Source organism: uncultured Cohaesibacter sp., from assembly GCF_963556055.3.
In the GTDB taxonomy this organism is placed as follows: domain Bacteria; phylum Pseudomonadota; class Alphaproteobacteria; order Rhizobiales; family Cohaesibacteraceae; genus Cohaesibacter.
In genome coordinates, this window is sequence record NZ_CAUVYE020000015.1 from 89,629 (window position 1) to 105,457 (window position 15,829).

Annotated in this window: 13 protein-coding genes; all 13 read right to left on the minus strand. The window is 54.7% G+C overall.

Going from position 1 to position 15,829, the window contains the following annotated elements; all coding sequences use genetic code 11:
* Window positions 1–56: 56 nt before the first annotated feature.
* The 13 genes from ACHZB8_RS13085 to ACHZB8_RS13145 all read right to left on the minus strand — a co-directional run bounded on the left by ACHZB8_RS13085 (window position 57) and on the right by ACHZB8_RS13145 (window position 15,726).
* Window positions 57–1,061 (minus strand): LacI family DNA-binding transcriptional regulator, encoded by a 1,005-nt coding sequence (locus ACHZB8_RS13085; protein ID WP_316860951.1) that lies wholly within the window; start codon window positions 1,059–1,061, stop codon window positions 57–59.
* Window positions 1,062–1,480: 419 nt separating this feature from the next.
* A complete protein-coding gene (locus tag ACHZB8_RS13090) occupies window positions 1,481–3,166 on the minus strand; it encodes a CocE/NonD family hydrolase (RefSeq protein WP_316860952.1) in 1,686 nt (561 codons plus the stop codon).
* Window positions 3,167–3,177: 11 nt separating this feature from the next.
* Window positions 3,178–4,146 carry a hypothetical protein gene (locus ACHZB8_RS13095; RefSeq protein ID WP_316860954.1) on the minus strand — a complete coding sequence of 323 codons (969 nt, stop codon included), beginning with the start codon at window positions 4,144–4,146 and terminating at the stop codon, window positions 3,178–3,180.
* Window positions 4,143–4,568, minus strand: coding sequence for a DUF6379 domain-containing protein (locus tag ACHZB8_RS13100; RefSeq protein WP_316860956.1), 426 nt, complete (start codon window positions 4,566–4,568; stop codon window positions 4,143–4,145). The genes ACHZB8_RS13095 and ACHZB8_RS13100 overlap by 4 nt, the downstream gene beginning before the upstream one ends.
* A 65-nt stretch (window positions 4,569–4,633) precedes the next feature.
* Complete coding sequence (locus ACHZB8_RS13105; RefSeq protein ID WP_316860957.1) at window positions 4,634–5,647, minus strand: ABC transporter ATP-binding protein; 1,014 nt, start codon at window positions 5,645–5,647, stop codon at window positions 4,634–4,636.
* Entirely contained in the window at window positions 5,644–6,627 is a 984-nt protein-coding gene (locus ACHZB8_RS13110) for an ABC transporter ATP-binding protein (RefSeq protein ID WP_316860959.1), read from the minus strand. The genes ACHZB8_RS13105 and ACHZB8_RS13110 overlap by 4 nt, the downstream gene beginning before the upstream one ends.
* Window positions 6,627–7,580: an ABC transporter permease gene (locus ACHZB8_RS13115; RefSeq protein ID WP_316860960.1), complete on the minus strand. Its 954-nt coding sequence runs from the start codon at window positions 7,578–7,580 to the stop codon at window positions 6,627–6,629. Before ACHZB8_RS13115 ends, ACHZB8_RS13110 begins: the two co-directional genes overlap by 1 nt.
* Before the next feature lie 7 nt (window positions 7,581–7,587).
* Window positions 7,588–8,565 (minus strand): ABC transporter permease, encoded by a 978-nt coding sequence (locus tag ACHZB8_RS13120; protein WP_316860962.1) that lies wholly within the window; start codon window positions 8,563–8,565, stop codon window positions 7,588–7,590.
* A 98-nt stretch (window positions 8,566–8,663) separates the two neighbouring features.
* The gene (locus tag ACHZB8_RS13125) at window positions 8,664–10,340 is read right to left on the minus strand and encodes an ABC transporter substrate-binding protein (RefSeq protein WP_316860964.1); all 1,677 of its coding nucleotides are present in this window, start codon (window positions 10,338–10,340) and stop codon (window positions 8,664–8,666) included.
* A gap of 1,006 nt (window positions 10,341–11,346) precedes the next feature.
* Window positions 11,347–11,634 carry a DUF1330 domain-containing protein gene (locus tag ACHZB8_RS13130; RefSeq protein WP_316860966.1) on the minus strand — a complete coding sequence of 96 codons (288 nt, stop codon included), beginning with the start codon at window positions 11,632–11,634 and terminating at the stop codon, window positions 11,347–11,349.
* Between the two features lie 63 nt (window positions 11,635–11,697).
* Complete coding sequence (locus tag ACHZB8_RS13135) at window positions 11,698–13,638, minus strand: TRAP transporter fused permease subunit (RefSeq protein ID WP_316860968.1); 1,941 nt, start codon at window positions 13,636–13,638, stop codon at window positions 11,698–11,700.
* 84 nt (window positions 13,639–13,722) lie between these two features.
* Window positions 13,723–14,721 (minus strand): TAXI family TRAP transporter solute-binding subunit, encoded by a 999-nt coding sequence (locus ACHZB8_RS13140; RefSeq protein ID WP_316860970.1) that lies wholly within the window; start codon window positions 14,719–14,721, stop codon window positions 13,723–13,725.
* Window positions 14,722–14,775: 54 nt separating this feature from the next.
* A complete protein-coding gene (locus ACHZB8_RS13145) occupies window positions 14,776–15,726 on the minus strand; it encodes a dihydrodipicolinate synthase family protein (RefSeq protein WP_316860971.1) in 951 nt (316 codons plus the stop codon).
* Window positions 15,727–15,829 lie beyond the last annotated feature (103 nt).

Consider the following 15,829-nt stretch of genomic DNA (forward strand, 5'->3'; position numbering starts at 1 on the left):
GGCGAATACAATGATGGCAAAGCCACAAAACTGGCACTTGACCGATATGAGGATCATCAAGAGACGGGAATGCAGCTTTCCCTGATGATCAGTTGCGTTTCCAGAATGACGCTTTCGAAATGCTCTTCTTTTGAAGAAAGCTGATGATTGAACGCAAGCATGGCCTGATGTCCAAGCTCATAACTCGGCTGGCGGATGGTGGTGAGGGGCGGATTGAGCATTTCGGCCAAATAGGAATCGTCGAACCCGACCACGGAAACGTCTTTGGGGACATTCAGACCACAGGATCTGAGCCCTGCGATCACACCAATGGCCATTTCGTCATTACCGCAGAAGATCGCGGTTGGCCTGTCTTTCAGCAAGCCAAGATCGACGCCAAAGGTGCGCCCGGTTTCAGCCACCATATCACCGTTGCGAATATAGTCCTGACGCAATTCGATGCCAGCATCCTTGAGGGCTCGGCTATAGCCATCGAAACGAGCGCGGGCCTCAGCCGAGCTTTCCGGACCTGAAATATGGGCGATGCTCGTATGGCCCAACGTCGCCAGATAGCGCGTCGCCTTGTAGGCAGCCTGCTCGTTGTCTACGCCAATCGTGACCAACGGGCTTTCCGGCTCGCAAGCTCCGATAACGATAAAGGGGAAATTGGGGCCCTTCTTGCCGGTGGCGCCAAGCATTTCCATTTTCACCGGAACGCGCCCCGTCAGCAGAATGACACCGTCTGCCCGCTGGGAGTTGACCTGTTCCACATATCTGAGGATGTTGTCGGGATTTGAGCCTATTTCACCGACCAGAACAGACATTGACAATGTGCGGGCGGTTTGTTCGATACCCTTGAGCACGGCACTGAAATAGGCCGAGCCAATATCGGGAATAAGAACCAGAACAGCGTCGGCACGATTGCGCGCCAGACTGCGAGCGGTTGCGTTTACGGTGTAGTTCAGTTCCTTGGCGGCCTGCATGACTTTCTTGACCACATCGTCGGAAATCACGTCAGGCGTGGCAAAGGCCCTGCTGACCGTCGACTCGGCCACTCCGGCCAGCCGCGCCACATCAATCATTCTAGCTCTTGGTTTCTTATTCATTTTGTTGAACCGTCAACGAAGCACGCACTTGCAAGAGCTTGCACGACATCAAGCATTTTCCAGCCTTGCAAAGAACAACTGCTTTCGAAGAAGACTTGTTTCAATCTCAATTGCTGATCGAAACATTTTTATCGAGTTACATCATTCTGGACTGTTTTCCCAATACGCCCTTTCCTGCATTTTCGCAAGTTTTTCACTGTATTAAGCGCAAGAAGTGAGCAATTCATGCAAACGCCGACGACTTTCCAACAGCACGGCTCCTGTTTCACCGTGGCGCATCAGTCCGATCTGAACGGGAAAACGCCTTTGGCGCTCCTGCAAACCCGCTCGATATGGCACTTTTACTGTGTTTGCGGTCCGGTTGCGAGCTGTCTCGCAACCGGATGCAAAGGATGTCATGGGTGAGGAATAACCGGCACCAGCAGATAACTGTCGCGCCCGTTTCCCGAGAGGATCTTGTGACGCCCCGAATTCCTGGTATCGGGCGGAACAACCCAGTCGAATTTCAGCATGCCCGGATTGAAACCGGCAATCGTCAAACGCAATTGCTGGCCCTTGTGCAGACTCATGCCTATTGGTGTGAGACCGATATCCAGTTCGACAAGCTCACCCTTTTCCAGCTTGCTTTCCTGTTGATGCAAATGAACCGGGTGATAAGGCGTGGACTGATCGAGATCGAGATCCCGATGGGAAGCGCGCAAGCGACCGTGCGGCCCGGCAAAGCCGGGTTCAAACTCGGAAAAGACGACCGCCTCGCCATCCGTGTCAATCATCTGCACGACAGCAAACAGATCCGCTTCGGTATGGTCCATGACCTCTAGCCAGACATGCAGGCTCAGATAGCCGGTCAGTTCCATATCCTCATCGACCTGATAAGTCAGGACCAGTTTGCCCTCCTTGTCAGTGTCATAAACCGCGCATTCTTCTCCTTCCGCCGGACTTTCAAGCAACGCGCCTGAAGCACAGTGAAGATGAAGCTTGCGATAGTCCGTTTGCGGCAATGGGAAATCGGCTTCCGGTCGATGAAGAATGTCGCCCTTGAGCGTATCGACGACAGACACGCGCAGTTTGGGCGTATCTTCCCAGCCATTTTCGATATCCTTGAGATAGCGATCAAAGAAGCGCTTGAGATCGGCCGATTGCTGGACGGAATAATAGTCCGGCCATTCATGGCTGTTATGGATCCGCAGCCACTTCCGGTCTGACCCAAGCATGGCAAAGCTCTCATAGGTTCCCGGAATGTGGGCTCCGTTGGTCCAACTGCCGACGACATAGGCGGGAATCGTCACCTTATCGAGTCTTGCTTCCTTGCTCTTCCAATAGTCATCATAAAGGGGATGGCTCTTGCTCATGGCGACAAGATCTTCAACCCCGTTCGCACCGCCCATTTCGCTTATCAGCTTATCCATGAAGCCGAAATCGGCAATACCGCCCCGATAGGGCCCATTGCGATAGGGGTTGTTCAATCCTTCCCAAGGAGCAATCGCGGCAAGATGGGGTGGGCATTCGGCGGCGATGAACCATTGTGCGATCGCCAGCCAGGAGTTGCCCGACAAGCCAACCTTGCCGTTCGACCAGGGCTGAGCGGCCACATGTTCAATCAGGTCATAGCCATCCTGACCCTCCTGAGGACCAAAGAAATAGATATCGCCTTCCGACATCCATGCACCGCGAGCATCTGGATTGATGATCGCATAGCCTTTCGGGCACCAGTAGGCCGGGTCCGGCCCTTCCCATTTTTCAAGCCCGGAGGTCGCGCTTTTGGGAATGCCATAGCGTCCCTCGATATCATCAAGGCGAGAGGTTCCGCCCTGTTTGCCATACGGACTCCAGGCAACAATGGCCGGCAGATCCTTGCCATCGACGGGACGGAAAATGTCCGTGTAAATGGTTGTTCCATCCCGCAATTTGACCGGTACATCCTGCTCCATGAGGATATCTTGAGGGAGGGGCATTGCCCCTTCCTCATGAATATATCCCTTTTCGAGGATTTTGGTCTGTTGCTTGAACCCGGGATAGCGGGCATTGGGATCATCCAGATGCATCGCTTCCCGGAATATGATTTCATCCTGTTTGAGCATTGATGTTCCTCTTAGCCCTTGAAGCTCGCCATGTAGCGTTTGATCATGTCCTGATGCGCTTGCACGATGGCGAAGGAGTCATCGGTGTTGCCCTCATACTCACTGACCACCCATCCACGATAGTCATACCGCATGAGCGCATGAACAAGCTCTTCATAGCGAAGATCCGGCTCATCGCCGTCGACGATATGGAAGAATTTGCCGTGGAAATGCTTGACATATTTCATGATGCTCTTGAGATCATCGGGGTTGGAATAACCAAAGGTATCCCAGATCACGCCAATCCAGGTTATGGCGCGCTTGTCGCCCCCCATTGCGGTGATTTTCTCGATGGCTTCATCAATGAGAACCGACTTGCTCCACAAGTCCAGTGCCGCCTTGATGATGTTTTCGGGCACGCCCATGTCCCGGCCTTCCTGCACATGGCGGGAGGAGACCGAACGGGCAAAGATGCCAGCATCGGGGATGACGCCCAGATACTCGCTCTCGATGGTCTCGATCTGTTTCAGCAATTCCTGGGTTCTGGCGGATTCGATCATCAGAGGCACATGCAGCTCGTAGCCCATTTTGATCTTTAGCTTTTCTGCCAGCGGTACCAGCCGTTCAGCAATAACGGAGGCAAAATGTTGCAGCCTCACGACCTCGAAGCCAAGCTTTGCAGCCCCTTCGATTTGCGGCACGGTATAGTCATAGAGTTCATCCGGGGAGAGATTGCGATCCGGAAGCATGAAGGGATCGGCGTAGCTGCCATAGGACACCGGCGTCAGGCCGAAGCGATCCACTGCGCTCTTGAATGTGCGCTCGAATTCTGGCGTGACAAACGGAAAGCTGCGATGATGGGACGGCCCGACAATCTCGATGCCACCGCCCAACTGGGCTGCCTTTTCCATCATTTCATCGAAAGACCAGATGAAACTGAGATATTCGTGAGCGAAGCTGTGAAAGGACACGCCGATTTTGAAATTGTCTGAGACGCTCATGATACCACCTCCGCAACAGCAAGCTGCTTTTTAGACGAATTGAAGAAGGAGAAGCGCCCTGCGGTGATGTAGGGCTCAACGGTGACAAGCATGCCTTCGATTTCGTGATTGCCACTTGCCAATCCGCCGACAGAGGCAACGAACAGTTCGGCATAGTCCAGAATCCACCACCAGACGTGGCTCAGCTTGGCCAGATCCGACAGGGCATGTCGTTCGCCATTCAGAATGAAAGTCATGTCATCCTTGCTGATTGAACGGCCATCAACCGAGAGGCTGATATCCTCGATACAGGACAGGGGCAGCGCACGATAGCTGGTCAGGCGAACCTTGATGATGAAGCCTTCCTTGCCATCAAGACAGGCGTTACGGACAGGTTCATCGCTAATGAAGGCACGATCCTTCGGTTTCGGTCTTTTTTGCAAAGTGACCTCCTATAAATGTCTGGTTGTTTGAATATGCTGCGTGAGCCGGATCGGCTGTCACAAGACTATGCAGGCTTTGGCGGGTCTGCTTCGTGCAGATGGCAGCGAACAAAATGGTTGGCAGCAAGGCTTGTTCTTCTGGGCATTTTCTCCTCGCAGATGCTCATGCGCATCGGGCATCTGGAGGCGAAGGGGCACCCCTTGTCCCTGTTGGGTGGCTTGCGTGTTCCCTCTGCCTTGGCAGTTGTCTCTCCGGTGGAGAGGCCGGAACTGGGATCGGGAACGGAGGCCAAGAGAAGTTGCGTGTAGGGATGAGCGGGGTTCTCCATCAACGCACAACTCTCGCCCTCCTCCACGACATTGCCCGCATACATCACCATGGTGCGATCACCGACATAGCGGGCACTGGCAAGGTCGTGAGTGATATAAAGAAAACCGATGCCACGCTCTGTCTTGAGCTTCTCGATCAGATTGAGCACTTCCATGCGAATGGAAACATCGAGCATCGAGGTCGGTTCATCGGCCAGAATGATGTCTGGCTGCACCGCAAGAGCACGGGCGATGGCGACTCTCTGTCTTTGCCCGCCGGACATCTGGAAGGGGTAACGCTCTGCTACGTCTGCGGGAGGATGCAGACCGACCGTCTCCAGAAGGGTGGCAACCTCGCGTTCAAGATCCTTCGATTGTGCCAGTTTGTGGATCTGCAACGGGCGTTCGATGTGATACCCGATCGGATGGGTCGGGCTGAGCGAGCCAAACGGATCCTGAAAGATCATCTGCACCTGTCGGCGATAGGCAAGCGAGGCCTTGCGCGGCTCCTGAGCCAGTATGTCCTTGCCATGCAGCAGGATCCGACCCTCGGTGGGGTTGGAAAGCCGGGCGATGAGCCGGGCAAGGGTCGATTTGCCGCTGCCGGATTCTCCCACCACGGACAGAACTTCACCTTTGTGGAGCTTGAAGGAAACATCATTTACGGCTTTGAATATGGCCGGTTTCCACCAGTTTCCGAGTGAAAAATGCTTTGAAAGATTCGTCACTTCCAGAATTGGCAGTTCGGCTTCTTGCTCATGTTCGCTCATACTTTTGCTCCCTCGGGAAGAGGCATGCCACCATGTGTGGCAACCCAGTGATCAGGCAGCACTTCGCGCATTTGTGGCTTGTCGTGACACTGTGCCTTGTTGCATACGGTGCAACGGGGCTCGAACCGACATGTGTGGGGTGCGTTGATCAGGGACGGTGGAGAACCGGGTATCCCGGTCAATTTGACCTTGGGCCCCTTGAGCGGCGCAAAGGAGCTGAGCAACCCTTGTGTGTAGGGGTGGATCGGCGTCTTGAAGATCATTTGTGCCGGTGCCATTTCGACCAGTTGTCCGCCATACATGATGCCAATGCGATCACAAAATTCGACCAGCAAAGACATGTCATGGGTGATGAACAGGATTGACAGCCCGAGTACCTCTTTCAACTGGGAAATCTGCTGAAGGATGTCGCGCTGTACGACCACGTCGAGCGCTGTGGTCGGTTCATCCATGATCAGGAGCGGCGGCTTGAGTGCAATGGCGATAGCGATGACGGCTCTCTGACGCATGCCGCCGGACAGCTCGTGCGGATAGGCCGTGACCCTGTCCCGCTCGATCCCCACGGTTTCAAGAAGATCACCTGCCCGTTGCCATGCATCCTGTTTGGAGATGGTCGTATGGCGATGCAATGCATCGGTGATCTGGCTGCCGATGGTGATCACAGGATTGAGTGAGTTCATGGCACCCTGAAAGACCATTGCGACATGCTTCCAGCGAAACTCCTCTATCTGGTCGCTGGACATCGACAGGATGTCCCGACCTTCAAAAAGGATCTCGCCACCGGTGATCACGGCAGGCGCCCGCAAGGTGCGCAGGATTGCCCCGGCAATGGTCGACTTGCCGCATCCGGATTCACCGGCCAGACCAAACACCTCGCCGGGTTGAATGGCAAAGGATACATCGTTGACAGCCTCGGCCGGTCCGTTGGGCGTCAGATATTGAACATGCAGGTTGCGGATATCGATAATTGGCTTGGTCATTATTCGACCTCCGGTTTTGCAGACCGGTCAACAGGTGTGACCCTGGCCGAGGATTGTTTCAGCTTGCTGGTGAATTTGGCCATTTGACGTTCCGAACGCAGCCGCGGATTGGTGATTTCATCCATGCCGTAGTTGATCCAGGAAAGAGCAAAAATCGTGAGGGCCACACAGACCCCCGATGGCACAAAGGCCCACCAGGCACCAGACATCAGGGCTCCGCCATTCTGGGCCCAGAACAGATTGGTGCCCCAACTGACAGATTCCAGATCCGTAAGCCCGAGGAAGCTCATCGCCGTTTCCGTCGAAATGCCGTAGGAGACAATCCCGATGAAAGACCCGACAATGATGTTGACCATGTTGGGAATGATCTCCCGCAGAATGATCGCAAAGCCGCTTTCTCCGCTCACGATACTGGCGGCGACAAAGTCCTTCTCGCGGATCGACATTGTCTGGGCGCGAATGACGCGGGCGTTGAAGGCCCAACCAGTCAGGGCAAGGGTCCAGACAACGGTGCCCGTTGAAGGTTTGAGATAGGCGGCCAGCAGGATCAAGAGAGGCAGGCCCGGCATGACCAGAAAGAGGTTGGTGATGAGGGTAAGCAGATCATCGACCCAACCGCGAAAATATCCGGCAGCCGTTCCCATGATCGTCGCGACGGTGATCGCCAACAAGGCCGTACCAAAGCCGATCATCAGCGAGTTTCGCGCACCCCAAACCGTACGGGTCCAGACATCCCGGCCCATATGATCGGTGCCGAGCCAGTTTTCCGCATTCGGCGGAAGGTTGGGCATGGCGGCGAAGTCTGCCGGGTCGCCATGTCCGATCCATGGGGCAAACACCGCAACGAGGACGAATATGGCGAGAATTATGATGCCAATACGCGATTGGGGATTGTCCCACAACACCTGATACCATTGACGCCGAACCGAAGCTTTTTTTGTTGTTGTCTTCATCTTTCCATCACCCTCGGGAAACGCGTGGATCAAGCCGCGTGTAAAGAATGTCGACCATGAAGTTGGCGACCAGAACCGCGATGGTGATCATGATAAACAGCCCTTGTACAAGCGGGTAATCTCGTGAGCCTACAGCGCGGACCAGCAAGAAGCCCAAACCGGGATAGGCAAAGACCTGTTCGATCAGCACCTGGCCGGACAGGATGAAGCCAAGGAAGATCCCGAAACCCGTAACGCTAGGCAGCATGGCGTTGCGCGCGGCATAGTTGAGCATGATACGGTTTTGGCGCAGCCCTTTGGCTTCGGCCATCGTGATGTAGTCTTCTGCCAGAACACCGATCATCACGTTGCGCATCCCCTGGGTCCAGGGGCCGATCGTCACCAGAATGACAACGAAGAGCGGCAAGACCATGTGATGCAGAACACTGGCAAGAAATTCGAAATTCAAGCCCGGCTCGAGCCCGGATTCATAGGCGTGGCTTGTGGGGAACCATTGTAATGTCAGGCCCAGCACATAGACAGCAAGAAGAGCAAGGAAGAAGGGAGGAAAGGCCCCTATGAAATTGAGCAAGGCAGGCGCAATCTTGTCCAGAAGGCTACCACGCCACCAGGCGGCGAAGATGCCGATGATATGTCCAAGAATGAAACTGACGATCAGCGCACAGAGACCCAAAAGGACAGTCCACATCAGGCCAGTTCCGATCACCGCCGACACCGGTGCAGGAAACGAGGAATAGGAAATCCCGAAATCACCCCGCAATGCATGGGACAGATACGTGAAATATTGAATGATCAAAGGCTCATCAATCAACCCGAGAGCTTCTCGGAGAGCGGTGATCTGAGCTGCATTCAGTCGCGATCCCATGCCGGCGATCAGGCTGGCAACCGGATCCCCCGGCAACAGTCTGGGGAGAATGAAGTCCAGCGTCAGCGCGGCCCAGAATGCAAGCAGATAAAAGCCCAGTCTTCTCAGAATGAAGGACATTTTGGTCTCTTGTGGATGTGCGTGAGAAAGGAGTGCGGGATGGAGGCCACCCCGCACCGGCTCTGTTTTGTGAGCAGGGACTGCTCAGGGAACTGTTCTTATTTTGCCTTGACCGTGGTCATCAGCAACAGTTGGTCAGATGTTGTCTGACGAGGCATCGGAGCTGTGTAGGCATTGTCCGCGTCAGCCCATCCCGTAAAGCGTGCACTGTTATATTCATAGAACATGGGTGCATGCCACATAGGGATGACGGGTGCTTCGTCGGCCATGATTTTCTGCAATTCCTGCATCACTGCAAACTGCTTGTCATGATCGACGGTTCCGGCAAATTCATCAAGCAGCTGGTCTGCCTTGTCACTGGAATAACGCCAGAAATTCTCGGCAAATCCGGTCGGGCTTCCGATCGGAGCCACCGTTTTGGCCGACATCACATTGCGGTAGTAGGTATAGGGAGAGGATGCGTCGATGCCAAAGAACATGGACACGTCATATTCCCCATTGATCCAGTTGCCAAAGGCGACAGGAACATCAGCCATCACGACTTCGAGCTTGATACCGATTTTCTTGAGATTCTGGCTGATGACAGGCGTGACGGCGATCCAGTCGGTAAAGCCGTTGACCATGGTGAAATCGAAGACCATGGGTTCGCCATCCGGGGTGAGACGAATACCGTCCGGTCCCATTTTGTAACCGGCTTCATCGAGCATCTTGTTGGCGCGGGCCGGATCAAAGTCAACCCAGTCACCGAGAGTGGATGGATCTTTCACTTTCCAGGCCGAATAGCCGGAGCTGAGGGCGGTCACGTCGGATTCCGAACTCTGCCCCTGCAAGGCGATCTGAATCATTTGCTTGCGATTGAGTGCCAAAGAGACAGCCTTGCGGACTACGACATCGTCAAACGGCGTGATCTTGGTGTTCAGCATGAACAGAACGTCCGCCCCGACGGTCGGCCACCAGAAATGCAAGTCTTCCGGATTCTTGTCGATGATGGCTTTCTGCATGTTGGGGAAGAACTGTGCAGCCCAATCGAGCGTTCCGTTCGCGAAGGCAACCGAGACAGCATCGTTGCCACCAAAGGCAGGCATCCGCATGCCATTATAGTAAGGCTTGCCCGTCTGCCAGTAATACGGGTTCTTGTCCACCTGATAGGATTGGGACTGGAAGGCCGTCACTTCAGTGAAAGGACCTGTTCCAACCGGGTTGTCATTGGTAAATTTGACGGGATCCTCGACATCCTTCCAGATATGCTCGGGAACGATATTCTGGGCGATAATGTCATAGAAGCCGGGGGAATGAACGTGATCGAATGTGAAAACGACCGTTTTGTCATCTGGTGCTTCGACACTCTTGACATAGCCGCTTTTACCAACCGCTTGCAGGCCAGCGCCCTGTAGGCCGTTCGTTTTGGCCAGCAGGTCGAAGGTGAAAACGACGTCCGATGCGGTCATGGGTTCGCCATCAGACCATTTGACATTGTCTTGCAGCGTAAAGACGAGCTTCTTGCCGCCATCTTCCCATTTGAAAGCCCTTGCAAGCCAAGGCACCGTTTCACCGGTCACCTTGTTGTCAATCATCATTGGCTCATAGATACCATTGGTTGTCGGAAACAACGGTGTGGCGTTAAAAGGATTAAAGTTACGCAAATAGGTCGGTTGCGACTGCGACGATGGCGACACCACCATAACGCCGGTTTTTGCTGGTTCAGCTGCCGATATGGCAAGAGTTGATGCTGCAAGAAGCATCGGTGCCAATAGCAAACCCGTGATTTTTTTCATAAGGAACTCCTCTCCTGCGCTTGCCTTAGGCTTTCCTCCCAGTTTTTCCCTGAGGCCACCTGCCTTTATGCAAGCGCTTGCGTTAATGAACCATGGAATTGCTCTTCTGTCAACTGTGATCAATAATTTCGTGAAAGCCCTTAGGCTTTAGTAGGACAGAAAAGTGACCGCCATGTCAACTTTATCAGCGGTTTTTCTATTGTTTGGAAATCTTTACTTGCGAAAGATCTGCACTGCAATTCTGAGGAATGCCTTGCGACAGGACCGGACTTATCAAGTCTGCCATAGGGCGCTGAGACACAAGAGCGCCCAAACAATACAAGACGTGCTGTTGATCAGAGCAGGTTCGAGTCCCGCCCCCCTTGCCAAAGCCCAGTTCGTGCAAGCGCCATATCGCGTCTCTTGCCGCAGGAGAGCGCGTCTGTTGACACGAAAGGCTTGCCACTCAGAAGGGGGGACGCCACAAATGGCTCTGAGGGTGTCCCAAAGCGCCCAGAGGGCACGAAAAACGCCGAAGGTTGGGGGGAGAATGCAGCAGGCGAAACAGGCTTCACAGCACCAGAAAAAGCCGATGGCCCCAAAGCCTCAAAGCCCAGAGGCCCAGAGGGGTGGGGAGCCAAAGAGCACTGGTCCCGAGGCCCAAGGGCCCAAGGGCTCAAAGTCCAAAGACACAATGACCCAGAGCCTCAAAGCCCAATGGCCCAGAGACTCAAAGCTCAGAGGCCCGGAGGGTTGGGGAGCCAAAGAGCAAAGAACCAAAGGGCCAGAGGACCGGAGGATCGGAGGACCGGAGAGCTTGAAAGCCATTAGGCCAAGGGACCAGAGGGCCAAAAAGCGCGCCTTATCGGTCAGACAGGGGCCTAACGCGCTTCTGCCAAAGGTTATCCACGATTGGAAAGCCTTTTTTGCCAACAAGCGTTCAGATTACGCATGAGGAGGATGTGTCCGATGACCTCGGATGTCCTTGCCTTTCCTGATCGGACACCGACTTGTGAGAGACGGCCTGTCAGGCGCATTCCTCGACAATCACGAGCTGCCTTTGAGACGCATCGCGGGCATAGGAAATGGCTTCCTGATAGTCGCTTGAGTGGTAGCAGGCTTGTGCCGCCTCAAGGCTTTCAAAGCGGACAACAACATTGCGAGGCCATTCCCGGCCTTCCAGTTGCACATGCGCCCCTCCCCTTGCCAGAAAAACACCGCCATGTTTGGCGATGGCAGGTCCGGCGCGCTTTGAATATTCGGCAAACTGAACCGGATCAGACACGGATATGTTTGCAATCCACAGTGCAGACATGGAAAACCCTTTCCTGTTTGAGTAAAAAGGCCCGGCGAAGGTCGCCGGGCCAAGCGCTCTGGCTCATGGGGCTAAGCCATCTGCGCCTTTGGGAGGATTGGCAAAGAGGCTCCTTGAGGACTTTGCGGGGGCCAGTTTTGCAATGAGGATCAGCAGAAGGATGATCCCCCAGCCGATAGTCATGGCGATGTACCAGTAGAGAGATTCTGCCGGTGCGATGACCGCAGTCAGGCCTGCCAGCCCAATCATCAGGCGAGAGGGTATGGCCAGCGGGCGAACGCACCAGCCACCGAACGCCACGGCCCACAATGCCGTTCCCGCCAGGAGGCTCAATGCACTGACGGCAATTGTGCCATAGCTGCCCTGTGCAAGGACGCCCATGTCGAACACAAAGCCAAAGGGTACGAAAAAGGCGACCAGAGACAATCCGAAGGCAGCAAATCCCGTTTTCACCGCAGGCGCCTTGCCGACGGCCGCAGCCGCAAAGGACGCAAGCGCAACCGGTGGGGTCACCATGGACAGCACACAATAGTAGAAGATGAAAAAGTGGGCAGCCAGCGGCTCAATACCCAGCTTCTGGATTGCTGGCACGAACAGCACCGCACCGATGATATAGGCGGCAACTGTCGGCAAGCCCATGCCCATGATGATGCATCCGACCATGGCAAGAGCAAGCGAGGCATAGATTGAGCCTTCCGAAAGGCTGACCAGCGAGCCGGCAAATTTCAAGGCCAGATTCGATTGAACGGCAACGGCGATGACAATGCCAATGGCAGCAATCGGAACGGCAACGTCAGCGGCCTGTTTGGGGGCGTTGCGCAAGGCATCTGCAAATTCAGATCGACCGATCCAGGTTGACCGCCGGAGAAAGGGAACAACCAGAGAGGCCAGAGAGGCCGCCACGGCTGCATAGGCTGCCGAATAGCCAGCGACCAGCATGGCCACCAGAAGAATGGGGGGCAGGATCAGGTGCAAACGGGGCATGATCGGTGCAGTTGCGCTGACTTCTTCCTCCGTCAGGGCCCGAATGCCTTCGCGGCGTGCGGTCAGATCGACCACCAGAAGCAGCGAGAAATAGAAAGCGAGGGCAGGAATAAGGCCTGCAAGTGCAAGGCTGGGATATGGCATCCCGAGCATTTCGGCCATGACGAAGGCTGCGACACCCATCACCGGGGGCATCAATTGACCACCGGTCGAGGCGATCGCTTCCACGCCAGCGGCGCGATAGTCGGCAAAGCCGGTCCGCTTCATCAATGGAATGGTGAAGACGCCAGTCGACACCACGTTTGCCACAGCGCTTCCCGAGATCGATCCCATCAGACTCGAGCCGAGAATGGCGGCCTTGGCCGTGCCTCCGGTGGCGCGTCCTGCAACGCGAATGGCAAGATCAATGAACAGCTGACCACCGCCCACCGCGCTATAGAACGCTCCAAACAGGATGAAATAGAAAATGAAGCTGACCGATGTGGATGTGGTGATCCCGAGCACGCCTGCGGTGGTCATGGAGACAATTTCGATGGCTTCATCCATCATGAAGCCCCTGAAACCGATCCATCCCGGCAGATAGCCGCCGAACAGGGCATAGAGGATGAAGGCGATCAGCACATAGACCAGGATCATGCCGACAGCACGTCGCGCACCTTCCAGCAACAGCAGGACAAGAGCCGAGCCAGCGACAATATCGAGCGTGAATATGGGAGAAACATTCTCCATTCTGGTCGTCAGCCTGTCATACTCAAAGATATAATAGGCGCTCACCCCCAATATGGCGAGCAGGGCAAACCCGTCTATTGCCAGCCTCACCCAGCGGGGAAGCCAGTCCGCTTCCAGCGGCTTGTACAGAAACAGAAGCATCAAGGCGAAAGACAGGTGGAATGGGCGCGAGAAAAGCGGTTGTTGCGGGTCATAAAGAACCCAGACCTGAAAGGCCACGAAAAGCAGACCAATCACAAACGCCACTTTTCGCGTGATGCCCCCACTGCGGTCAGCAGTCATAGCGGACATGGTTTCCTCCGGAAATATACACGTCATGTTCAGGGTCAGCCTCGGTTCTGGCTTCGGCCGACACCTGAACGCAGTTGGTGAGACCTATTTCATCAGGCCAGTTTCGCGATAATAGCGCTCAGCACCGGGATGAAGCGGAATACCCGTATTCTCGGGCAGCCACGCTTTGGAGGGGTCAAAATTCTTCCAAGCCCCATGTGACTGTTTGAGCAAATCGGCATTCTCGATGAGGGTCTTGGTGATCTTGTATGCCATGTCATCGCTCAACGATGCATTGGCGATCAGAACCGTGCCGATATTGGCCCCAATGGTCTTGCCATCCTGACCATCGAACCATGGTCCGAAACCACCGGCTTTCAATCCGTGGCTTTCGATGAATTTCTGAGACTCCGGCGGCAAATCGAGGAATTTGACATCTGCCGTCAAGGAAACCTCGGTGATTGTCGGGTGCCCCTTCAATATCGTGTCGAAATAGATGTCTGCCTTGCCGTTACGCATTTCATCGGCAATCTGCCCGGCTCCGACCTGAATGACATCTCCCCCGTCATCCTTGATTTTCTCGACACTGGTGCCAAGGGACTCGAAAACCATGTGTGCGACGGGCACCGCGCTCGACCCAACCGGCTTCATCAGGACACGGACCGGCTTGCCGGAAGTGAAAATCTCTTTCATGTCTGAAGTGCCGACCTTGTCGAGAAAAGCCTTGCGGGCGATTGCTCCGACATAGACGTCGTTGAGGCCACCCACGAGAGCCCGGATGTCCGTTGCCTTTTTGCCACCATAGACATCGGAGCCTTCATAGGCCCAGATTGCGCTTGCCACATTGGACAGGGCGATGTCAGCCTTGCCAGCCTGGACAACCATGGGATTGGCTACCCCTCCGCCACGGGCGATCACTTCGATCTCTGTGCCATCCAGGGACTCGATCATCTGTTCCAGAGTGGCGGCAAACACATACCACGCGGAGCCTTCCCGCATGGCGCCAATCCGAAGCTCTTCTGCCGAGACTGATGTGCATCCAACCCCAAATAGCGCTGCGGCTGCGATTGCGGACGTCGTAATCCTTGAGAATTTTCCGAACATTTAGAATTCCTCCCTAACAAACTGCCCCCATGACCGGCATGGGGGCGATGTGTTCTAAAGTGTTGAAAGCAGTTTTGAATCGACGGGATCGATTCCAGACGCTTTGAGCGCTGCAAAGATTTCCTCTTCAGCTTGCTTGCCAAGAGGTTTGAGCGGTTCACGCACGGTTGCATGATCAAGAACACCGCGTCCCATCAGTGCGATTTTCAGCGCGACAGTTCCTTCCATATGTGAACCACGGTGATAAACGGTGCGGGTGATCGGCATCAGCTGTTCGAAGACCTTGCGCGCAGCAGGATAGTCCTGAGCCTTACCCGCTTTGATCAGTTTGACAAGCAACTCTGGGGCGACGTTGCCATAGCCCACAAGCAGGCCATCGACGTCAAACATGGTTGGCAACAGCCATTCATCATGGCAGCTGAGAACCTGAAGGTCCGGGTTGGCTTCCTTGAGAGCAGGAATTTCAACATACCAACGTTTCATGTTGCGCACGCCATTCTTGGTCGCGACCACACCTTCCTGAGCGGCGATATCCAATTGGGTATCAAGATCATAGTTGGCATGAGTGACATCGGGATATTGGAACAGAATACACTGAAGTCCCGAATTCTCCCAAATCGCCTTGTAGCGATCCTGCGGAGCCCCTTTCTGAAAACCGAAGCGAAGCCAGCCATGGTTTGGATAGACAAGCGCGCCGGTGGCACCTGCGTCCTTGCATTTTTTCGCTTCTTCGGCTGCCACTTTGGTGCCTTCGCCAATGATGCCCGTGATGATCGGAATGGCACCATCGACAGCATCTGCGTAAAGGCGAATCATTTCGAGGCGCTCTTCTTCACTCAGGAACGTACCCTCACCGGCATGCCCCAGAATAACAAGGCTTTTTACGCCTTCGATGGAAGCCAACCATTTGGCCACACGACGGTTGGCCTCAATATCCAGCGAACCATCCTTGTTGAATGCGGTAACCGGGGCCGGGTTCAGGCCTCTTAGATCCATCGGCTGCATTTCTGTCTCCTCATGTATCACTTTTCGTAAATTTGGGAACGATATCGGGAACGTTCCCATTTCTGCTTGCAATTGTCAAGACCATAGTGATAAGAATTTGCAT